The organism is Enterobacter sp. MG-EB028, assembly GCF_056673305.1.
On the sequence record NZ_CP195079.1, the window covers coordinates 3,869,618 to 3,890,471 of the forward strand.

Here is a 20,854-nt window from a genome sequence, read left to right on the forward strand (position 1 = left end):
AAACATCCGCCTAACACTATTTAGCATAACCTGCTTTTTTGAGGTCGTAAGGATAAGCAGACAATTCTGATAGATATCAACCTCCTTGCTCTGCCGCTGAAATTGCGCGACGATCTCTCTATCGACACGAGGAATTCCATGAACGCTTTCAGTCCTGCGCAGTTTCGCGCACAGTTTTCGGCGCTGGCCGATGCCGGTATTTACCTTGATAGCGCCGCCACGGCCCTGAAGCCTCAGGCGGTGATCGAGGCCACGCAGCAGTTCTACAGCCTGAGCGCCGGGAACGTGCATCGCAGCCAGTTTACCGAAGCGCAGCGACTGACCGCGCGCTACGAAGCCGCACGGGACCAGGTCGCTCGCCTGCTCAATGCCGAAAGCGGGAAAAATATCGTCTGGACGCGCGGCACGACCGAAGCCATCAATATGGTGGCCCAGTGTTATGCCCGCCCGCTGCTTCAGCCGGGCGATGAGATCATCGTCAGCGAGGCGGAACACCACGCTAACCTGGTGCCGTGGCTGATGGTGGCGGAGCAAACGGGGGCGCGCGTTGTAAAGCTCCCGTTAGGTGCAGACTTGCTGCCAGAGGTGGCCCGTCTCCCCGAGCTGATTACCCCCCGCAGCCGTATCCTGGCGCTGGGGCAGATGTCCAACGTTACCGGTGGCTGTCCGGATCTGGCTCGCGCCATTGAGATTGCCCATGCCAGCGGCGTGGTGGTGATGGTCGACGGCGCTCAGGGCGTGGTCCATTTCCCTGCTGATGTGCAGGCGCTGGATATCGACTTCTATGCCTTCTCAGGACATAAGCTCTACGGGCCAACCGGGATTGGCGCGCTGTACGGTAAGCCGGAACTGCTGGCAAAAATGACGCCGTGGCTCGGTGGCGGCAAAATGATTACCGAAGTGTCGTTCGATGGCTTCAAAACGCAGGATGTCCCCTATCGTCTGGAAGCCGGTACGCCGAACGTGGCGGGCGTCATTGGCTTAAGCGCGGCGCTGGAGTGGCTGGCTGAAACAGACATTGTACAGGCTGAAAGCTGGAGCCGGGGCCTTGCCACTCTTGCCGAAGAAGAGTTGAAAAAACGCCCGGGTTTCCGCTCGTTCCGCGTTCAGGACTCCAGCCTGCTCGCCTTTGATTTTGCTGGCGTGCATCATAGCGACATGGTGACGCTGCTGGCCGGGTACGGCATTGCCCTGCGCGCCGGACAACACTGCGCCCAGCCGCTGCTGGCGGCGCTCGGCGTTAACGGTACGCTGCGCGCCTCGTTTGCGCCATATAACACTCAAAGCGATGTCGACGCGCTGGTTGCCGCCGTTGACCGCGCCCTTGAAATACTGGTGGATTAATGACTAGCGCTGCTTTAGCCGGACATCCGTTTGGCACGGTCATCACAGAAGAGACCTTAAAACAGACCTTCGCCCCGCTCCAGCAGTGGGAAGATAAATATCGACAGCTGATCCTGCTGGGTAAACAGCTCCCTGCCCTTTCAGACGATCTCAAAGCGCAGGCGAAAGAGATCGCAGGCTGTGAAAACCGCGTCTGGCTGGGCGTGAGCGTCTCCGGTGAGAAGCTGCATTTCTTTGGCGACAGCGAAGGACGCATCGTACGCGGGCTGCTGGCGGTGTTGTTAACCGCCATAGAGGGGAAAAGCGCGGCGGAATTGTTAACGCATTCACCGCTGGCGCTGTTCGACGAGCTGGGGCTGCGCGCGCAGCTGAGCGCCTCGCGCGGTCAGGGTCTAATCGCGCTCAGCGATGCAGTGCTGGACGCAGCCCGTCAGGCTCAGGCCTGACGTTCCGCCTTCGCCATCATCTTCTTCAGTGCGTGAGAGACCGCCACAAAGCCAAAGGAGGCGGTTACCATGGTGGCCGCCCCAAAGCCTGAAGCGCAGTCCATGCGTTTTGGCCCTTCCGCCGTGCTTTTCATTGCACAGACTGAACCATCCGCCTGCGGGTAGACCAGCGCTTCGGTGGAGAATACGCAGTCGACGCCCAGCTTGCCCTTGCTGTTCTTCACCACGTTGAAGTCGCTCTTCAGGCGTTCACGCAGCTTGGCTGCCAGCGGATCCTGAATAGTTTTCGCCAGATCGGCCACCTGAATCTGCGTGGGATCGATTTGCCCACCCGCGCCGCCCGTCGTGACCAGCGGCACCTTGTAACGACGGCAGTAAGCGATCAGCGCCGCTTTTGGCCGCACGCTGTCGATAGCGTCAATCACGTAGCTGTAGCCTTTGCTCATATACTCCGCGACGTTATCTGCCGTCACAAAGTCGTCAATCACCGTCACGCGGCACTCCGGGTTGATCAAACGGATGCGCTCCGCCATCACCTCGGACTTCGCCAGGCCGACGTTATCGCGCAGGGCGTGGATTTGGCGGTTAGTGTTGGTCACACAAACGTCATCCATATCAATCAGCGTGATCGCGCCAATCCCGGTTCTCGCCAGCGCTTCCACCGCCCAGGAACCGACACCGCCAATGCCCACAACGCAGACGTGCGCATCCGCAAACAGCTGCAGGGCTTTTTCACCATAGAGACGTGCCGTGCCGCCAAAACGCTGGCGCCAGGCATCGCTGATTACCACAGACATAAAACCTCAGATGTAAAAAGGGTGAGGTTATCCTCACCCTGAACAATAATCCGTATTGCGCTCAGAATACCACAATCAGCCGCTGAATACGTTTCCGGTGCCCGGCGCCGCCTTCAGCACCCATACGCGCCCGTAGTGGTTATACCAGCCCGCGCGATGGCCTGCGTCTGGGCCAATCCCCTGATAGATATCAAAGTGCTGGCCCTTAATCGCTCCGCCCACATCCAGGGCTACCATCAGACGCAGCTCATACTTGCCGTTGAACTTGCCGTTGTTGTCGAGCAGAGGGACTTCCGCCAGCAGCGTGGTACCCGCAGGAATGATAGAACGATCCGATGCCACCGAGGCACGGCCAATCAGCGGTACCGCGCTGGCGCCTTTCACCGGGGCAAAGTTTTGCGGTTTAAAGAAGACGAACGACGGGTTCTGCTCAAGAAGCTCACGCACCTCGGCTTCACTGTGCTTTTCGCCCCACTCGCGGATCGCCTGCATCGACATATCTTCTTTCTTCACTTCGCCGCGGTCGATGAGGACCTTACCGATGCTGCGGTAGGCATGGCCGTTTTTCCCGGCATAGCTGAAGAAGTTGAGCGGCGAACCGTCGCCAAAATCAATGTAGCCGCTGCCCTGCACGTCCATGATGAAGTTATCCATCAGGGAGTTGCTGTAGGCCAGGACGTAGTTTTCACTCAGCGCACCGGCGTAGATTTCGGCGCGGGACGGCAGACGGCCGCGTTTTGGCGGCATACGGTAGATAGGGTACTGGAACTCGCCCTGGCGCGTGTGTCGCGCCTGAATCACGGGCGTGTAATAGCCGGTGAACTGGACGTTGCCGTAGTTATCCGCCCCTTCCATCTGCCAGGCATCAATACCAAACTGGCGCATGTTGCGCGTATCGCCGCCCGCTTTCAGCCAGTCCTGTACCGCGCTATAAACATTGTTCTGTGAGCTATACAGACGCGGCGACGCGTTGCGGATCTGGTAGACCTGCTCGGAGAAATCACCGGCGTTGATCGGCGCGCCAACAGCATCAGGCTGATTAACTAAAGAGAAAGGCTGGGATAACTTCCCGTCTTTATACTGCTGACCGCGATCGGTCGGTTTGGAAGAACAGGCCGCAAGAATCACCACCATTGCGCCCGCCATTAGATACTTCGCCCAACGTCCTTTCATTATATCTCGTCTTTAAGTTGCCCATTTCCGCGTGATGAAGATAACAAACCGACAAAGCGAATGAAATGCGATCGCATGCCCTTTGGCAAATTCTGAGCAAAAAATAGTCCAAATGACGCAATGCCGTTCAATTTACATACAAAGTTAATGATTTATGTGAAAAAGGGGTTGCATCACAAACCTATCCGAGTATAGTGCGCTTCCACGGACGCGGGGTGGAGCAGCCTGGTAGCTCGTCGGGCTCATAACCCGAAGGTCGTCGGTTCAAATCCGGCCCCCGCAACCAATTAAAATTTGATGAAGTATAAGCAGTACGGTGACGCGGGGTGGAGCAGCCTGGTAGCTCGTCGGGCTCATAACCCGAAGGTCGTCGGTTCAAATCCGGCCCCCGCAACCAATCAAATTTTAGAAAAGATAAGAAGTACGGTGCCGCGGGGTGGAGCAGCCTGGTAGCTCGTCGGGCTCATAACCCGAAGGTCGTCGGTTCAAATCCGGCCCCCGCAACCAACACTTCTAAAAACAATAAACACCCTTAAGGGTGTTTTTTTGTATCTGCCGTTTGTGAATTTGCCGGGCATTTCACCCGGCTAAAAACCTACCCGCGCCGCGCCAGCGTCGCCCCGTCTGAGAAATACGCCCGTATCCCCGCCAGAATCGACTCCGCCACCTCCTGCTGGAACTTTGCCGTCTTGAGCTTACGCTCTTCTTCAACGTTACTGATAAACGCGGTTTCCACCAGAATGGACGGGATATCCGGTGCCTTCAGCACCGCGAACCCGGCCTGCTCAACGCTGTTTTTGTGCAGCTTATTGATGTTCCCCAGCTTGCCCAGCACCGCTTTACCAAACTTCAGGCTGTCGTTAATGGTCAGGGACTGCACCATGTCGAACATGGTGTGGTCGACGTAGCGGTCGCCGCTTTTGCTCACGCCACCGATCAGGTCCGAGGCGTTCTGGGTATCCGCAAGATATCTTGCTGCGGTACTGGTCGCGCCTTTGGTTGAGAGCGCAAACACCGACGAGCCGCTCGGCTGGCGGCTGGTAAAGGCGTCCGCATGGATCGAGACGAACAAATCGGCCCGCTGCTTCTGCGCTTTCGCCACCCTAACCTTCAGCGGAATAAAGACATCCTCATTGCGCGTCATGTAGGCGCGCATATTGCCCTCTTTATCAATTAACGCCTTCAGCCGACGGGCAATTTGCAGCACCACGTCTTTTTCACGCGTATGGTATTTCCCCACCGCACCGGAGTCTTCGCCGCCGTGGCCGGGATCGAGCATGATTACAATCGGACGATCGCGCCCTGCTTTCCCCGGCTGCGGGCCGCTTTGGGCAGGGGGCACCTGACGCTGAAGATCGCCTTTGTTGTAGTCCTCCAGCAGGGCGAGAAGCGGATCCTGAATATCCGTCGCATTCGCCGGGTAGAGATCCATCACCAGGCGCTCTTTAAACGTCGCAACGGGCGCCAGGGCAAACAGCTGCGGCTTAACGTTCTGCTTCAGTTCAAACACCATGCGCACGGTTTGCGGATCAAACTGCCCGACGCGCGCCGATTTAATAAACGGATCGTCACCGCGGATCTGCGCCGCCATGCCTTTCAGCACGGAGTTGAGGTTAACGCCTTCGAGATCCACCACCACACGTTCCGGGTTGCTGAGGGCAAATTGCTTATATTTCAGCACGCGATTGGATTCAACCGTCACACGAGTATAGGTCGACGACGGCCAGACGCGCACCGCAACCACCTGACTCGTGGCGGCAAGACCGACCTGGCTGACGCTAAGCAACCACATTGCCCCGGCCCCTTTTAACAAACGGCGGCGGCTTATTGCTGAATTGGATCCCGACATGCTTCTCCCGAGCAAGAAAACAAACTGATATACAAAAGTGCAGATTGACCGAAAACTTTAACGAATGACGCATAAACTGTCATCTATAAAAGGGTAAACAATCATACGCTAACGCACGGATTACTTATTAATTTCTGTAGGTCGCAGAAAATTTGCACTTGCACCCGCGACCACAATCGAATAAAAATACAGAAATTACGAATAAACATTCATTAAGGGTTGTGCCATGGTGAAGGAACGTAGAACCGAACTGGTCCAGGGATTCCGCCATTCTGTTCCCTATATCAACGCCCATCGGGGAAAAACGTTTGTCATCATGCTTGGCGGCGAAGCCATTGAGCATGAAAATTTTTCCAGCATCGTCAATGACATCGGCCTGCTGCACAGCCTCGGGATCCGCCTGGTGGTGGTCTATGGCGCTCGCCCGCAGATCGATGCCAACCTGGCTGCTCACCACCACGAGCCGATTTACCACAAACACACCCGCGTCACGGATGCTAAAACCCTTGAGCTGGTGAAACAGGCGGCGGGACTGCTGCAGCTTGATATCACTGCTCGCCTGTCGATGAGCCTGAACAACACGCCGCTACAGGGCGCGCATATTAACGTCGTGAGCGGCAACTTCATCATCGCTCAGCCGCTCGGCGTGGACGATGGCGTGGATTACTGCCACAGCGGCCGCATTCGTCGTATTGATGAAGAGGCCATTCACCGTCAGCTGGACAGCGGTGCCATCGTGCTGATGGGGCCGGTGGCCGTTTCCGTAACTGGCGAAAGCTTTAACCTGACGTCTGAAGAGATTGCCACCCAGCTGGCGATCAAGCTGAAGGCGGAAAAAATGATTGGGTTTTGCTCTTCCCAGGGCGTCGTAAACGATGAAGGGGTGATTGTGCCGGAACTCTTCCCTAACGAAGCCCAGGCCCGCGTGGAAGCGCTGGAAGCCGAAGGGGATTACTACTCCGGCACCGTCCGCTTCCTGCGTGGCGCCGTGAAGGCCTGCCGCAGCGGCGTGCGCCGTAGCCACCTGATCAGCTATCAGGAAGACGGCGCCCTGCTGCAGGAGCTGTTCTCCCGCGACGGTATTGGCACCCAGATTGTGATGGAGAGTGCGGAGCAAATTCGCCGCGCCACCATCAACGATATCGGCGGCATTCTGGAGCTGATCCGCCCGCTGGAACAGCAGGGTATCCTGGTTCGTCGCTCCCGCGAGCAGCTGGAGATGGAGATCGACAAATTCACTATTATCCAGCGCGATAACCTGACCATCGCCTGCGCCGCGCTCTACCCGTTCCCGGAAGAGAAGATCGGAGAAATGGCCTGCGTGGCGGTGCACCCGGATTACCGCAGCTCTTCACGCGGTGAAATGCTGCTTGAGCGCGTGGCGGCACAGGCGCGTCAGATGGGGCTGAGCAAGCTGTTCGTCCTGACGACGCGCAGCATTCACTGGTTCCAGGAGCGCGGGTTCACGCCGGTGGATATTGATTCCCTGCCGGAAACGAAGAAAGAGATGTACAACTATCAGCGCCGTTCAAAAGTGCTGATGGCTGACCTGGGATGATACGACGCCCTCACCGTCCGGCGAGGGCTTTCGTTCAGAGGGACTCAAATATCGCGCTCAGCCCGCTTCGGCGTTCCGTTCGGGTGGCGATCGCCTGCACCAGCACCCGTTCATCGGTATACAGCGACAGACGCTGACGCGCGCGCGTAATGGCGGTGTAGATCAGCTCGCGGGTAACGACGGGGGAAAGCTGTGTGGGCAGGATCAGCGCCGCATGGTTAAACTCGGAGCCCTGGGATTTATGCACCGTCATCGCCCAGGCGGTCTCATGCTCGGGCAAGCGGCTCGGCTGGAAGGACTTCACGCTACCGTCCGGCATCTGGAACCAGACGCGGAGCCCCTGTCCGCGATCGAGCGCAATCCCGATATCCCCGTTAAACAACCCCAGCGCGCTGTCGTTGCGGGAGATCATCACCGGCCGGCCTTCATACCAGCGCGAGTGCGGGGTACGGCTGATTTTACGCTTTTGCGCCAGCAACTGTTCCAGCCTGTCGTTCAGGCCGCTGACGCCAAAGGGCCCTTCTCTGAGCGCGCAGAGCAGCTGGTATTCGCCAAACGCAGCAATAACCTGCTCCGGCGCGCTTTGCTGCTGTACGCCCGTCAGAAAACGTTGGTACCCCAGAAGAGCGTCATCCAGCATCGCCTGATATTCTTCCCCGGTTTGCAGCGATTTTTTCTCAATATCGGTGAAGGTGCCGTCAAATACCGCACAGGTCGTGTGCCGGTCGCCCCGGTTCACCGCCGCTGCAAGCTGGCCAATGCCGGAGTCGCTGCCAAAACGGTAGCTTTTTTGCAGCAGGCACAGGCTGTCGCGCAGCGCTCCCGCAAGTACATGGTTTTCAGCCGCGAGCGAGCATCCGGTCAGGCGCGCCAGCTCCTCAGCGCGTTCTGCGGTATACCCGAGGCTGGCATAGGTGCAGATATCGCCCAGCACAGCCCCGGCCTCCACGGAGGCAAGCTGATCGCGGTCTCCGAGGAAAATGACGCGCGCGTGCGGCGGCAAAGCGTCAATCAACCGCGACATCATCGTCAGGTCAATCATCGATGCTTCATCCACCACCAGCACGTCCAGGTGCAGTGGGTTACCGGCATGGTAGCGCAGACGCTGGCTACCCGGCTGCGCGCCAAGCAAGCGGTGCAGCGTGCTGGCTTCGTTAGGGAAAAGCGCAAGCTGATCTCCGGTAAGCGGCAGTTTTTGCAGCGCCCCGCCTAACGACTCCGTCAGACGCGCAGCCGCTTTACCGGTGGGTGCCGCCAGGCGAATACGACATTTTTTCTCACCCGATAACTGAATCAGCGCGGCAAGCAGCTTTGCCACGGTGGTCGTCTTCCCGGTGCCCGGGCCGCCCGAAATCACTGAGATCCGCCGCGTTAACGCCACCGCTGCCGCCACTTTCTGCCAGTCTGTCTCGTCGTCAGAGGTAAACAGCGTATCCAGCGTGTGCCGGAGCTGCGCTTCATCACAGGGAAGCGGGGCGTTGGTCTCGCTGAAAAAGCGCGCTACCGTCAGTTCGTTACGCCACAGCCGGTTCAGATACAAACGCTCGCCGACAAGGATCATTGGCGTCCCGGTATCGGCTCCACTCACGGCAGGCGAGCCGAGTAATATCGCCTGCCAGTCCACCGCCTTACCCAGCAGCGCGAAACACGCCTGTAACGCCGGGGGCATTTTTTCATCCACCACCAGACGCGACAGTGGAAGACACACATGTCCCTCCCCCGCGTCTTTACTCAGGATCGCGGCGGCGAGCATAACGGCAGGCTCCTCGCCCGCCACCATCATGGCAAACTGCACGTCCAGGTGGCGAAGTGTTCGTTGTTCAACTGCTTCCAGCAGTAGCGCCTGCATCGTCATGCCACCTCCTCCGTGCTTGCAGCAAACAGGTTATCCATCTTTTCAATCAACTCCGCAGCCGGACGGGTGCTGAAGATACCCGAACGCGGGTCGTTCGCATCCACGCCGCGCAGGAACAGGTAAATGACACCGCCGAAATGGTCTTCGTAACGATAATCGGCCATGCGATGGCGCAGGTAGCGGTGCAGCGCGAGGGTGTAGAGCTGGTACTGCAGATCGTAGCGATGCATTTGCATCGCTGAGGCCATCGCCTGCTGGGTATAGGCTTCGCTGTTTTCACCCAGCCAGTTCGATTTGTAATCCAGCAGGTAGTAGCGCCCTTCGTGGCGGAAAACCAGGTCGATAAAGCCTTTCAGCATTCCCTGCACCTGGCGGAAGTTGAGAGGCGCGCACCCGGCGGATAACGGATCGTGCTCGCGGATCAACGCATCAAGCGCCTCGGCCCTGAGCGGGCTGGCGATGGGGAGATAAAACTCCATCTCCACCTGCTTATCTTTGGCGGTCAGCTGGCTCAGCGAGATCCCCTGCGCCGTGAGCGGCGCGTGCAGAATAGCGCGGATCCATTCAGTGAGAACCGGCAGCCACTGCGCGTCGTAGCCGCCGCTCTGCAGCATCTTCAGCACCCACTCTTCAGAGACCGGCTGGGTAAAATCCAGCTCTTCAAAGAGGCTGTGCAAAAACGTGCCCGGTGAGGCGCCGCGCGGGAACTGGTGCGGCGTGAGCACCGGCTCGACGGGCACGCTACCGGCCCCAGCGGCATCCACGTCCAGTTTTGGCATCAGATCCTGCGCGATACTCTGCCCGTGCTGCTGTAAACCGGAGTAACTGGTGACGCGCCAGTCGTCAGCAATGGTGCGCGTCACCTCGCGGGCATGCAGCGCTGACTCTCCCTGCTCCAGCGTCTGCCAGCGACTGCTGTCGGGCTGGGATGGAATATGCAGGGCAACATGCTCTGAGCAAAGTGATTCGATGCACTGGCGCAGACCGGCAGCATCTTTGGGTTCGCCGCGCTGTATAAGCCGCCCTAGCGCGCTCAGATGAAAATCACTCTCGCCGCTCTTTTCGCCACGGCGACGGAACAGTGGCGCGACGCCCAGGGAACAGTGCCAGACCGAACGGGTCAGCGCCACATAGAGCAGGCGCAGGTCTTCCGCGAGACGCTCGGCTTCGGCCAGCTCAAGGCTGGACTCCGCGTTGCTGAGATCGAGTACCGCTTCGAACGACTCGCGATCGTGGTAAAAGGCCTGGTCCTGCACGCGATAATTGGCGATAAACGGCAGCCAGACCAGCGGATACTCCAGCCCTTTCGACTTGTGAATGGTGACGATCTGCACCAGATGTTTATCGCTCTCGAGGCGCATCTGCTGGCTTGAGGAGTTGCTGTTCGGGTCGGCAATCTGCTGGGCAAGCCAGCGCACCAGGGCATGCTCGCTCTCCAGCTGCGTACCCGCTTCCTGGAGCAGCTCGCTGATATGCAAAATATCGGTTAGACGGCGCTCGCCGCCCGCTGTCGCCAGCATATTCTCCGCAATGTGACGCTGTGCCATAAGCTCACGCACCATCGCCATCACGCCACGTTTCTGCCATTTTTCACGGTAGCGAACAAACTCGTCTACCACAGAATCCCACGCGGCTTCGTCATTGTTGAGCGCATCAATGTCACGCGCGTTCAGCCCGAGCATCGCGCTCGCTAAGGCGCTGCGCAGCGTGCTTTCCCGCTCCGGGGCCAGGACGGCCTGAAGCAGCCACAGCATCTCCAGGGCTTCCAGCGTTTCAAAGACGCTGTCGCGGTTGGAGAGGTAGACGGAGGGAATATTCAGTAGCGTCAGGGCGTCGCGGATGAGCGCGGCCTCCTGACGGCTGCGCACCAGCACCGTGATATCGGATGCCTTTACCGGGGCTGGTTTATCCTCCTTCCACAGCAACGCATCACCGCGCGCGCCTGCGCTGAGCCAGTCACGGATTTGCGCGGCACAGTGCTGGGCCATAGCATTTTGATAGTCCGCGACGCCCCAGCCTTCCCCATCCAGCAGCCAGAAGTTCATGGCGGGCTGAGTTTCGCCGTTAAACTCGAAGCGCAGGGTGGTATTTTTCGGGGCGAATTTGACCGGCTGGAAAGGGATCTCCCGGAACATAAACGCCGTATCCATGCGGCTGAACAGCGCATTGACGCTTTCCACCATGCCGGGCGAAGAGCGCCAGTTGGTGTCGAGCGTGTAGTGCGCGTCAACCTCGCTGCGGGCTTTCATATAGGTAAAAATATCCGCACCGCGAAAGGCGTAAATGGCCTGTTTCGGATCGCCGATTAACAACAACGCGGTGCCGGGCTGCTGACGCCAGATACGGCGGAAAATGCGGTACTGCTGAGGGTCGGTATCCTGAAATTCGTCGATCATCGCCACCGGAAAGCGGGTGCGAATCGCGGCGGCAAGCGCTTCGCCATTTTCACTGCACAGCGCCGCATCAAGTCGACTCAGCATATCGTCGAACCCCAGCTCGCCCCGGCGGCGCTTTTCGCGCGCGACGGCGTCGCGAATCTCAGTCATGGCACGGACGATCATCAGATCGTTGAGCGTCAGGGGTTCCGCCAGCAGGTTTTCAATCGCCACAAACAGGGGATGTTCAGGCACGATGCCGTCGGCTTTGGTCCGCTCAACCAGGAAACGCCGGGAGAATTTCTCCAGCGCATCCGGGAGCTGGTAACCGCGCGTCTCTTCCTGCGCCCACGCGCTGATCTTCTCGATCCATTTGCCCTGATTGCCGCGATTGAACTTACGTCGGTCGATCCCGGAATTCTCGATGATCGCGTCAATCTCGCCGACTGACTCAATCCATTTTTGCTTGATGTCGGCAATTTTCGCGATGATTTTTTCATGGCAGGAAGCCAGGGTTTCATCCGCTGGCGGTGGAGATTTGATGACCGGCGCTTCCCCCTGAAGATAACGATCGATGGCGCGCAGCAGCGCTTCAGGCCCCTTCCACAACGCATGTACCGCTTCGGCAATATCTCGCTGTAACGGATAGCAGTGGCGACGCCAGAAATCCGCGCAGGCCTGATAGCGAAGCACGGATTCATCTTCGATGAGTTGTTGTTCAAACAGCATGCCGGATTCAAACGCGTTCAGGCTCAGCATGCGCTGGCAAAAACCGTGAATGGTGAAGACGGACGCTTCGTCCATCTGCCGTTCTGCGAGGAGCAGCCACTGGGCTGCCTGTTGCTTATCGGCTATCTCTTCCAGAAGGCTCGCGTAGAGAGGGTTATCCGTGCTTTGGCGCAGACAGGCGATGCGCAGTTCGTGGATGTTGGTCCGAATACGACCGCGCAGCTCAGCGGTGGCGGCCTCGGTGAAGGTGACCACCAGCAGCTCTTCCACGCTCAAAGGCCGTGGAAAAGCGGCGTTGCCGCCAAGCCCTAACAGCAGGCGCAGATAGAGCGCGGCGATGGTGAACGTTTTTCCGGTTCCCGCTGAGGCTTCAATCAATCGTTCACCCTGCAGAGGTAAACGTAAGGGATCAAGGGACTCAGCGGTGTCGGTCATTCTTTCTTACTCCAGGGCATAGATTGCTGCAGCGCGCTGACGCTCTTCCAGACTACCCAGCCTTTCGGGTTCACGTACTCCGTTTTCCCGTTCTGGCTACCGGAAACCTGGGACAGAATGGTGATCCCCTGCGGCTTAATGACCGCCTGATGGAAGAAGTCGGCAACCTTCTGCGGCGTCAGCTGTTTTATCTCGGCCACTACTTTATCACGCGAATCAAATTTCAGATTACCGCGATCGAAATCTTTGCTCAGCTGCGAGGCCTCTTCGCCCAGCGTCTGCGGCGGCTGCATCACCTGCGCGATGACGGCCTGCTGGATCTGGGCAAACTCTTCCGGCTTCATGGCGCGCAGTTTTGCTTCCACCTGCGGGAAGAACGCCTGATAGCGCTGCCAGAGATAGGCCGGTTGTTTGTCGCTGCTTTGCAGCAGGAAGCCCAGCCCCCACTGACGGCCTACGTTCATCGAGAAGGCAAACACCGCGTAGCCAAGCTGCTCTTCTGTGCGCAGCTGGTTATAGAACCAGGGTTGAACGATCTGTCCCAGAACGGCGCTTTGCGCAGAGCTGGAGAATTCATCATAGCCCGTTGGCACAAACACCGCGGCCAGCGCGGAATCGGTGCTACTCCCCGCTTTTTCAAAAATCACATTCTGTTTTTTCTCAACCAGCACGTCCTGGTTGCGGCACCACTCGTCGCCTTTCGAACCGAGCTGCGTGCGAACATTCTCTGCCAGCGTTTTGGCCCGATCTTCGCTCATATTGCCGACGATAAGAAATTCCGGGCGCGTGTTAGTTTTCAGCGCGTCACGGTAAGCCAGCACCTCTTTTAATGAGATTGATGGCAGCAATGCACGGCGTTCTTCACGCTGGAAATAAGGTATTTGCGACAGCATTTGCGCAGGCATAAGCGCCTGATCGTAAGCTTTGCCCTTCTCTGCTGAATCCATCATCTGCGCATACCAGGATTTAGCCTGCTCAAGCTGCTCTTCCGTTGGCGTGTAGCTAAAGTAGCCCTCCAGCAGCGCCTTGAAAAGCTGAGGCAAACGCTGGGTATAGCCATTTGCATTAAGCATCAAACCGTTGTTGGCGTTGGTAGAGAAGCTGATCCCGCCCACGGCCGCCTGGTTGCTGAGCTGATCGAGCGCGATACCGGCCAGATAGTCATTGAGCGCGAACATCACCTGATTTTTGGCGCTGTTCATAGCTTTAGGGTTACGCAGGACCACGCTGACATCGGCCTTTGGCTCGCTCGAGAAATAACGGCTTGGGGTATACACCACGCGCAGCGTCGGCTCATCAATAATAAGCTCCGGGTGCGGATAATCCTTAGTCGTTTTGATCAGCGAGAAATCATCCGGGATATAGGGGTTCAGCTCCGGCAGCTTCAACGCAATCTCACCGGCCTTCTTCTGCCAGTCGGCGAAGGTCTGGTCGCTGATTTTGTCTACCTGATAAGGAGCATCAACAAAGTACGCCGTCTTGTTATGCGGTTCGTTCGGGCTGATGTACCAGATGCGGGCATTCTGCGGCGTCATCATCGCCAGGCGCGCTTTAACCGCCTCGGCATCATAACGATCGGCAATATTGACCGCGTCAAGCGTGTGCGCCACCGGTACACGGATCATGGTATCTGCCAGCCACTCCACGTAATCCATATCGCGGGTAATGGACGGGTAACGGAAATCGAGATCCAACACGTGCGCCAGTTCATCAAAGTAGCGTTTATCGACGCCTTTCTCGCGCAGTAAAGAGAGGTAGCTAAAGATAGCCGCAACCACTTCATCACGGTTGGCCTGCCCTTTGTCGGTCAGGGTGGCGGAGATCGCCAGCACGCCGCTGTTGCCGTTTACCACGGGATCGGAATCGGCGCGGATCCCTTCCACCAGTCCCTGTTTTTGCAGCCAGTCAGATAAGGTTCCCGGGCTGCGGTTACCAATCAGGTAGGTCACCAGCTCGTCGGTTTTGCTGCGGAACTGGGCGGTGTTGTTATCAATGCGGAACTCAACGCGCAGCACTTTGCGGGGCATGGCAGGGACGTAGTGGATGATGATCCCTTTTTGCGCGTCCGTGACAACCGGTACGTCTATCTTCGGCAGGGCGATATTTTTATTCGGCACCCGGCCAAACGTTTGTGCCGCCAGGCCAGCAAGCTCCGGCAACGGTTTGTTGCTGTAAATAACCGCCTTCATCAGGTTGGCAGAGTAGTATTTGTCGCGAAACGCATGGAGGGCGTCAATGACCGGGCTTCCCGGTTTATCGCTCAGCGTCTCCAGGTTACCGCCCGAGAAACGTGACCCAGGATGCGCCGGGTTGATCGTTTCGGCGCTGACCTGCGCCATGCGCATACCGTCCCGGGTACGGGCCATGGTCAGCTCCGCATTGACGGCGTTGCGCTCGCGGTCAGCGTATTTTTTATCCAGCAGCGGCGCGGCGATGGCATCGGCAAGACGATCAACCGCCCCTGCCAGCGCGTCATTTTCGACTTCGAGATAAAAGGCCGTGCGGTACGGTGCCGTACTGGCGTTGTGGCTGCCACCGTGCATTTTCAGAAATTCGGACAGGCTATCCGGCTGCGGATATTTTTTAGAGCCCATCAGCGTCATGTGTTCGAGGTAATGCGCCAGCCCCGGATGCGCCTCAGGATCTTCCAGCGATCCAACCGGCACCACTAACGCCGAGAGGGATTTCACCGCCTGCGGATCGGAAACCAGCAGCACGGTCATACCGTTATCAAGGCGAATAGCCTGATACTGGCGGGTATCTTTTTCGCTCTTACGGATAGTTTCCTGGACGGGTTGCCAACCGGAGTCTGCCTGAGTGACGGGCGCCCAAAGGGCGACAAACAAAATAAATGCTTTGAACAAGGTGCTGCCTGGCATTACGACCTCTTTATCACGGCTATCCCGTCATACTTCAAGTTGCATGTGCGTCGGCTGCATGCGTTCACCCCAGTCACTTACCCATGTAAGCTCCCTGGGATTCACGCCCTTGCCGCCTTCCTGCAACTCGAATTACTTAGGGCAAACATCATTAACAAACTGCGTGCTGGACACGCCAACATCTCTTTATTTGGGTACATCAGTCCGTGATAAGAAGTGCATCATAAATGAACACCCCATACTGCGCAATTTTTATACAGCACTCAGGACTGATTAAATTTAAACAACGGTAACAGGTAGCGTTGCGCCTCTTCCGTAATAGCTTCGAAGTATTCTGGCTCAAGCGTTCGCCATAAACGTTGATACCAGACATCCTCACCTTCACCGCGCACCATCATGTTTCCTTCATAGGCCTGCATAAATTTACTGCGCGCTTTCTGCAGCGAAGCCTCGTCCGTTAACATCGCATCATTCTGCGCGTCATAACAGGCTTTTATCCACGCACCGCCACTTTCGGGCAGTAGCAGGAGGGGTTTGTTCATTCCCTGAAGATAGCCCTCGATGTACAAAGACAGATAGCGTAACGCCTGTTCTGCCTCCATTGGTGGGAAGCGCCACTCGCCGTCTTTGCGCACGAAGATCCGGCTTTCGCCTTTATTGCCACCCGCACTGTAGACAAGATGTTCCAGCCAGAGTTGCAATCCTTGTGAAACGCTGAGCAAAGAAGGCCGCCAGCGCAGTAGCCCATCGGGCTGAACCTGGGTTAGCCAGCCCGTGAGCTGTACGCCATTGCTGTGGAGATCGATTTCGATGCTTTGTCCGGGCTGGCGGTGCTCCCTTACGCGCTCAGCCAGAGCGGTCATCTCCTGGCACTGCGCCTCCCAGACAATTTCCCCAAACGCCCCGTAAGGCAGTTGCCCAGCAGCGCGGTAGCGGCGGTAAAGTTTGTCAGCATCTTCCTCTTCAACCAGCGCATTCAGCAACTGGAGGTTTAACTGATAGCGCTCCAGCCCTTCCAGGGTAAAGGGTTCTGCATCCGGAATTTCACTCTCTTCAGAACGGAAATTGACCTGTAGTCGCTGCTGGAAGAAGGCGCGAACCGGGTGCGCCCAAAACCGCTGAAGCTGTTCGAAAGTCAGGGTGCTAATGGGCAGCGGATCAAGCGGCTGAATGAAATCCGTATGGGCTCGTCCCTCTTTTTTCGCTGCCGGCAGCCATTCGCGGGCATAGCTCTGCTGTTCGCTGACAATATAGTTTACCGGGTCAAACGGCATGCGGCTGTGGATACACGTAATGTGCGCCTTCACCCGCTGCTCGCTTTCATCGCAGTTAAGCGCGTCATCGCCAGCCAGATAGTGGCTCTGGCCAATATAGTCCACCAGTTCCTGCACCAGCACGGAGGGGAAGCGCTCGCTGTTGTCCTGAATGGAGCGGCCGATATAGCTGATATAGAGCTTACTTTGAGCAGAGATAAGCGCTTCAAGGAAGAGATAACGGTCATCATCGCGACGGCTACGGTCACCCCGCTTTGGATCTGCGCTCATCAAATCGAACCCCAGCGGTGCCAGGGCACGAGGATAAACACCGTCGTTCATGCCGAGCAGACAGACCACCTTAAAGGGAATTGAGCGCATTGGCATCAGGGTACAGATATTGATGGGGCCTGCCAGGAAACGCTGGCTGATTCGCTCCTGGTCAAGGCGCTGCGTCAACTCATCTCTCAGCAGCGACAAAGGAATCGCCTCGTGATAGTGGGAATTCACGCCCTCGTCGACGATAGCCTGCCACTGCGTTTCAATGAGCGCCATCGCCGCTTCGGTGTCACTGTCTGGCAGGAAGAAATCATTAAGTAACGCCCTGCAAACCGGGAGCCACGCTTCAAGCGGACGCGGCTGCATTAGCTCACGGCGCCAGCGGTTTAGCTGCATCAGCAGAGAAGCTAAATGCCCTACCAGTTCAGCAATCAAACCGCTGGACTCATCGTAAGGCAGCACTTCGTTCCACTCGCCCTGGCTGCTCTCCATGGCGTAGCCCAGCAGCATACGCGTCAGGCCAAACCGCCAGGTATGCTGCCCGGTTGGGGGAAGCTCGAACTCCTGGACGTTATCGTCATCGATCCCCCAGCGAACGCCTGATTCGTTTACCCACTGGCGAAGGTAGCGCAGCCCTTCTTCATTGATGTTGAAGCGCGCGGCCAGCACGGGAACATCCAGTAATGCCAGAACATCTTCGGAGATAAAGCGGCTATCCGGCAGTGAAAGCAGGGTAACAAATGCCTGCAATGCCGGGTGAGACTGGCGGGCACGACGGTCAGAGATAGCATAAGGCAGGTACCGCTCCCCGCTCGCACTGCCGAAAACGGCCTGAATAAAGGGACTGTAGCTGTCGATATCCGCCACCATTACCACGATATCGCGCGGGGTGAGTTCAGGGTCGTCCTGCAGCATCGCCAGCAGCTGGTCGTGAAGTACTTCGACCTCACGCTGGGGGCTATGGCAAACATGGAACGTGATACTGCGATCCTCAGCATCCAGCTTCCGCTTGCTGTCGCTGCGCTCAAACTCTTTCGCCGTCACGCCCATAACGGCACGGTTTTCCAGATCCAGAATATCTAATTGAATATTATGCAGCAGGCTATCCGGCGCGATCTCGACAAAGGCGTCAACGTCACCCTCGCCTGATGAGGTAATATCGGAGAGCATATGAATGTAATCACGCCCCAGCTTCCCCCATGAGGCAAGCAGTGGATTGGGCAGGTTCTGGATACCGTCTTCATCAAAAAGCTGCCCGGCAGTCGAACCGTCTTTAAACAGCGGGACGGATCGTTCTTCAAAAAGGCGCTTTCGTTGGCGAGTTACCAGCCGCGCAAGCCAACGTTCGTCGAGGATATCCCCCCAATACTGTCGGCAAGGGTTGGTGAACAAAATATGAATATCAATATGTTTACCCAGCGCATACAAGGCCTTCAGATAAACAGGCGGTAATGCGGATATCCCACAGATAAAAACGCGTGACGGCAGTCGGGCTGGACGCTCCGACGCATTCTCGAGTATTGAGATAAACCGATCGTACAGGTTGGCACGGTGCCACTTAGGCTGCCCAAGCTTCTCCGTATGCTCTACCAGCGCTTTCCACAGCGGTGCCTGCCATATTTGCGCCTCCGGTAGTCCTTCAACCAGCTCGCCCGCTTCCCAGCGAATTAACCAGTCAGAACGGTAAACAAGGTATTGGTCGTAGAGATCGGCGGTGCGGGACGCCAGCTGGAACAGCTTGCGCTTATCGGTATCGTCATTGAGGTAGTGGCGCAGCATGGCGAATTCATCGTGTTGCAGCATTTCCGGCAGTAGCGCCATCAGCTTCCAGCTCATGCCCTGCTTGTTGAAGGCGCTCTGTTCGGGAATGTCTGGCAACACGCGCACGAACATATCCCAGATAAAGCTCGCGGGCAGCGGGAAATCAATGTTCGCGGCAATGCCAAACTTACGGGAAAGCGACATTTGCAGCCACTGTGCCATACCGGTGCTCTGCACCAGCACCATTTCTGGCTCAAAAGGATCGTCAAGCCGCTCGCGCTCAACGATAAATTCCATCAGCGCTTCCAGCACATCCAGACGATTTGAGTGGTAGACCCTTAACATAGACGCTCCCGACTACTGGCTAACCGGGCAATGCAGACGCGTTATCTCACCGCGTCGCCCCAGAGGAGAAATAAGTGTAACCGTGATGCTGACACATCCTGCGTGCGTTGTCTGCACCCGACTGGCCTGCCAGCCTGCGGGCAGAACATTTGTCGAGAGCTGTGCCTGATTCCATGCATGGTGCCAGAGCTGGCGATACTGGTTAAACAGGGTAAACCGCGCCGCCAGCGCCCGATGATAGCCGGCCAGTGCCGTGACGATGATTACCAGCAGCATCATCGCCAGCAGAACCTCAACCATGCTAAATCCTTTCTCTTTGTTTATGGCAGTTGGCATAGCGAACGCTCCTCTAGCGGACAAAAATCACTCCAGCCGTGAGGCGAAAAGTGAATTTTACCGTCGACGCTCTCTCCTGAACGCCAGAGCAGCAGGTCGTTGACTCCAGCAATGAGTAAAACAGTGTTCTCACTCAGTTGCCGCAAACACACTCGCCACGCGGGTGCCTTTTTACACTGAACTTCAGGGTCGGGTGACCAGTTCTGAACGCGTCCCCACTCAAGCGCTGACTGGACAGAAGCCTGCTGCTGTAGCGAACGGCTTTCACCGCCAACGAGCGCACTAAACGTGGTGAGTTGCTGGTTTAGGCCAGTGAGGATCAGGGTACCGAGCACCAGCAAAAGCAGGACCAGCCCCAGAGAAGACATACCGCGTTGACGGTTCACAGGTTGTACCCCGTGACCGTATACAACGCCTGATAAGGCTCCCCATGCTCGCCTTTGCGAAGGGCGGACAGTTCGATATTCAGCTCCGGCGCAAACCCGGCGCGTGTAACTTTCCTCACCACAAAGTGTGCAATCGCAAGCCTGTCCGGGTCCGTGAGCTTTTCCCATCCCTTACCTTCACACGAGGTTGCCCCACGCAGGGTTTCCAGCGCGCCCGATTCCAGACGAAAACCGGTGCTGTCGTTTTCTGATGCACTACGATCCCAGCGGCCGTTACTGTTGGCATCCCACCGCACAATGACGCAACTGCCCTGCCTTGCGATCGTCAGCCCTTGCCCCTGACAGTTCCCCGCACAGTAACCCGCACGCTGAAGCTGTTTGCCGAAAGCAAACAGGCGCTGCCAGACCTCTTCTTCCAGCTCTCTCTGGCCGGATTGCAGTAATACCGCCCGCTGCAATCCGGGTAAAAAGCGCGATGCGCCAATCAACAACAGGCTACTGATGGCCGTGGCAATCAGAACTTCAGTCAGCGAAAAACCGCGCTGTCTCATCGACATGAACCTCCCTGTGAGACCTTACACATTCTGATGCGCCCTCCGTCTGAGACTATGATCAGCCATTCTCCGGCACGGCTTTGAACCCTTATCCGCCCTGCCCATGCCGTATCCCTTAACCCATAGAACCCTAATGACGGCGTGACTTCGCTCACCGCGACCTCTGGCCAGAGTGGAATCAGAACAAAGGGGCTGCCCTTCTCACAGCCTTGTACGGCTGAGCTCACGAGGCACTCCTTTTCGCCCACCCGCTGAAGGCGAATTTGATGGTCGCGGTTGTGCCGGTTGGCGTCGTTGCGCAGAAAGACCAGATAGTCGCGCACCTGGTCGGCGGTTTGCCACAACCGCTGCTGCCGCTGCCAGCTGTCCCAGCCGTACAGACCTGAGGCGCTGAGTATGACAACCAGCGAGACAGCCACCAGCGTTTCGATAAGCGTAAAGCCGTTCTCTTTTTTCATGCGGGAAGTGTGGCGATTCGACGAGGGCGTGGCGAGCGGTGA

14 protein-coding genes and 3 tRNA genes are annotated in these 20,854 nt (G+C 57.3%); 6 read left to right on the forward strand and 11 right to left on the reverse strand.

What is annotated here, in order from left to right; translation table 11 throughout:
- The first annotated feature begins 138 nt into the window (after positions 1 to 138).
- Both csdA and csdE read left to right on the forward strand, forming a co-directional pair.
- Complete coding sequence (gene csdA, locus ACR42C_RS18255) at positions 139 to 1,344, forward strand: cysteine desulfurase CsdA (protein WP_316380114.1); 1,206 nt, start codon at positions 139 to 141, stop codon at positions 1,342 to 1,344.
- A complete protein-coding gene (gene csdE, locus ACR42C_RS18260) occupies positions 1,344 to 1,790 on the forward strand; it encodes a cysteine desulfurase sulfur acceptor subunit CsdE (protein WP_047364461.1) in 447 nt (148 codons plus the stop codon). The genes csdA and csdE overlap by 1 nt, the downstream gene beginning before the upstream one ends.
- On the opposite strand, the gene tcdA is transcribed toward csdE, so the two are convergent.
- Positions 1,781 to 2,587, reverse strand: a complete 807-nt coding sequence (gene tcdA / locus ACR42C_RS18265; RefSeq protein ID WP_316380113.1) for a tRNA cyclic N6-threonylcarbamoyladenosine(37) synthase TcdA — start codon at positions 2,585 to 2,587, stop codon at positions 1,781 to 1,783. The two genes, csdE and tcdA, sit on opposite strands and share 10 nt — an antisense overlap.
- 75 nt (positions 2,588 to 2,662) lie before the next feature.
- Positions 2,663 to 3,760, reverse strand: coding sequence for a murein transglycosylase A (gene mltA / locus ACR42C_RS18270; protein ID WP_316380112.1), 1,098 nt, complete (start codon positions 3,758 to 3,760; stop codon positions 2,663 to 2,665).
- Between the two features lie 209 nt (positions 3,761 to 3,969).
- On the opposite strand from mltA, the gene ACR42C_RS18275 reads away from it, so the two are divergent.
- From ACR42C_RS18275 to ACR42C_RS18285, 3 genes are all read left to right on the forward strand, one after another.
- A tRNA-Met gene (locus tag ACR42C_RS18275) sits at positions 3,970 to 4,046 on the forward strand.
- Positions 4,047 to 4,080: 34 nt separating this feature from the next.
- A tRNA-Met gene (locus ACR42C_RS18280) sits at positions 4,081 to 4,157 on the forward strand.
- 33 nt (positions 4,158 to 4,190) lie between these two features.
- A tRNA-Met gene (locus ACR42C_RS18285) sits at positions 4,191 to 4,267 on the forward strand.
- A gap of 88 nt (positions 4,268 to 4,355) precedes the next feature.
- On the opposite strand, the gene amiC is transcribed toward ACR42C_RS18285, so the two are convergent.
- Complete coding sequence (amiC, locus tag ACR42C_RS18290) at positions 4,356 to 5,609, reverse strand: N-acetylmuramoyl-L-alanine amidase AmiC (protein ID WP_014885071.1); 1,254 nt, start codon at positions 5,607 to 5,609, stop codon at positions 4,356 to 4,358.
- A 226-nt stretch (positions 5,610 to 5,835) separates the two neighbouring features.
- Here amiC and argA point away from each other — a divergent pair, with 226 nt between their 5' ends.
- Positions 5,836 to 7,167 (forward strand): amino-acid N-acetyltransferase, encoded by a 1,332-nt coding sequence (gene argA, locus ACR42C_RS18295; protein WP_316380111.1) that lies wholly within the window; start codon positions 5,836 to 5,838, stop codon positions 7,165 to 7,167.
- A 34-nt stretch (positions 7,168 to 7,201) separates the two neighbouring features.
- Here the strand turns inward: argA and recD are convergent, their stop codons facing one another.
- The 8 genes from recD to ACR42C_RS18335 all read right to left on the reverse strand — a co-directional run bounded on the left by recD (position 7,202) and on the right by ACR42C_RS18335 (position 20,785).
- The gene (recD, locus tag ACR42C_RS18300; protein ID WP_320721099.1) at positions 7,202 to 9,022 is read right to left on the reverse strand and encodes an exodeoxyribonuclease V subunit alpha; all 1,821 of its coding nucleotides are present in this window, start codon (positions 9,020 to 9,022) and stop codon (positions 7,202 to 7,204) included.
- The gene (gene recB / locus ACR42C_RS18305; protein ID WP_320721100.1) at positions 9,019 to 12,561 is read right to left on the reverse strand and encodes an exodeoxyribonuclease V subunit beta; all 3,543 of its coding nucleotides are present in this window, start codon (positions 12,559 to 12,561) and stop codon (positions 9,019 to 9,021) included. Before recB ends, recD begins: the two co-directional genes overlap by 4 nt.
- Positions 12,558 to 15,440, reverse strand: coding sequence for a pitrilysin (ptrA, locus tag ACR42C_RS18310; RefSeq protein ID WP_479984413.1), 2,883 nt, complete (start codon positions 15,438 to 15,440; stop codon positions 12,558 to 12,560). The genes recB and ptrA overlap by 4 nt, the downstream gene beginning before the upstream one ends.
- Positions 15,441 to 15,703: 263 nt before the next feature.
- Positions 15,704 to 19,078: an exodeoxyribonuclease V subunit gamma gene (recC, locus tag ACR42C_RS18315; protein WP_316380107.1), complete on the reverse strand. Its 3,375-nt coding sequence runs from the start codon at positions 19,076 to 19,078 to the stop codon at positions 15,704 to 15,706.
- Positions 19,079 to 19,090: 12 nt separating this feature from the next.
- Positions 19,091 to 19,414, reverse strand: coding sequence for a prepilin-type N-terminal cleavage/methylation domain-containing protein (locus ACR42C_RS18320; RefSeq protein ID WP_316380106.1), 324 nt, complete (start codon positions 19,412 to 19,414; stop codon positions 19,091 to 19,093).
- Positions 19,399 to 19,800 (reverse strand): DUF2509 family protein, encoded by a 402-nt coding sequence (locus tag ACR42C_RS18325; protein ID WP_316380105.1) that lies wholly within the window; start codon positions 19,798 to 19,800, stop codon positions 19,399 to 19,401. The genes ACR42C_RS18320 and ACR42C_RS18325 overlap by 16 nt, the downstream gene beginning before the upstream one ends.
- Positions 19,797 to 20,357, reverse strand: a complete 561-nt coding sequence (locus ACR42C_RS18330; protein ID WP_116341824.1) for a prepilin peptidase-dependent protein — start codon at positions 20,355 to 20,357, stop codon at positions 19,797 to 19,799. Before ACR42C_RS18330 ends, ACR42C_RS18325 begins: the two co-directional genes overlap by 4 nt.
- Positions 20,348 to 20,785 (reverse strand): prepilin peptidase-dependent protein, encoded by a 438-nt coding sequence (locus tag ACR42C_RS18335; RefSeq protein ID WP_239508660.1) that lies wholly within the window; start codon positions 20,783 to 20,785, stop codon positions 20,348 to 20,350. Before ACR42C_RS18335 ends, ACR42C_RS18330 begins: the two co-directional genes overlap by 10 nt.
- Between the last annotated feature and the right edge of the window lie 69 nt (positions 20,786 to 20,854).

What these genes read in the sequence shown, in the direction of transcription:
- csdE (WP_047364461.1), top strand. Translation starts at nt 1,344, where the DNA reads ATGACTAGCGCTGCTTTAGCCGGACATCCGTTTGGCACGGTCATCACA.
- ptrA (WP_479984413.1), bottom strand. Translation starts at nt 15,440, where the DNA reads ATGCCAGGCAGCACCTTGTTCAAAGCATTTATTTTGTTTGTCGCCCTT.
- argA (WP_316380111.1), top strand. Translation starts at nt 5,836, where the DNA reads ATGGTGAAGGAACGTAGAACCGAACTGGTCCAGGGATTCCGCCATTCT.
- mltA (WP_316380112.1), bottom strand. Translation starts at nt 3,760, where the DNA reads ATGAAAGGACGTTGGGCGAAGTATCTAATGGCGGGCGCAATGGTGGTG.
- recD (WP_320721099.1), bottom strand. Translation starts at nt 9,022, where the DNA reads ATGACGATGCAGGCGCTACTGCTGGAAGCAGTTGAACAACGAACACTT.
- recC (WP_316380107.1), bottom strand. Translation starts at nt 19,078, where the DNA reads ATGTTAAGGGTCTACCACTCAAATCGTCTGGATGTGCTGGAAGCGCTG.
- amiC (WP_014885071.1), bottom strand. Translation starts at nt 5,609, where the DNA reads ATGTCGGGATCCAATTCAGCAATAAGCCGCCGCCGTTTGTTAAAAGGG.
- recB (WP_320721100.1), bottom strand. Translation starts at nt 12,561, where the DNA reads ATGACCGACACCGCTGAGTCCCTTGATCCCTTACGTTTACCTCTGCAG.
- ACR42C_RS18320 (WP_316380106.1), bottom strand. Translation starts at nt 19,414, where the DNA reads ATGCCAACTGCCATAAACAAAGAGAAAGGATTTAGCATGGTTGAGGTT.
- ACR42C_RS18330 (WP_116341824.1), bottom strand. Translation starts at nt 20,357, where the DNA reads ATGTCGATGAGACAGCGCGGTTTTTCGCTGACTGAAGTTCTGATTGCC.
- tcdA (WP_316380113.1), bottom strand. Translation starts at nt 2,587, where the DNA reads ATGTCTGTGGTAATCAGCGATGCCTGGCGCCAGCGTTTTGGCGGCACG.
- csdA (WP_316380114.1), top strand. Translation starts at nt 139, where the DNA reads ATGAACGCTTTCAGTCCTGCGCAGTTTCGCGCACAGTTTTCGGCGCTG.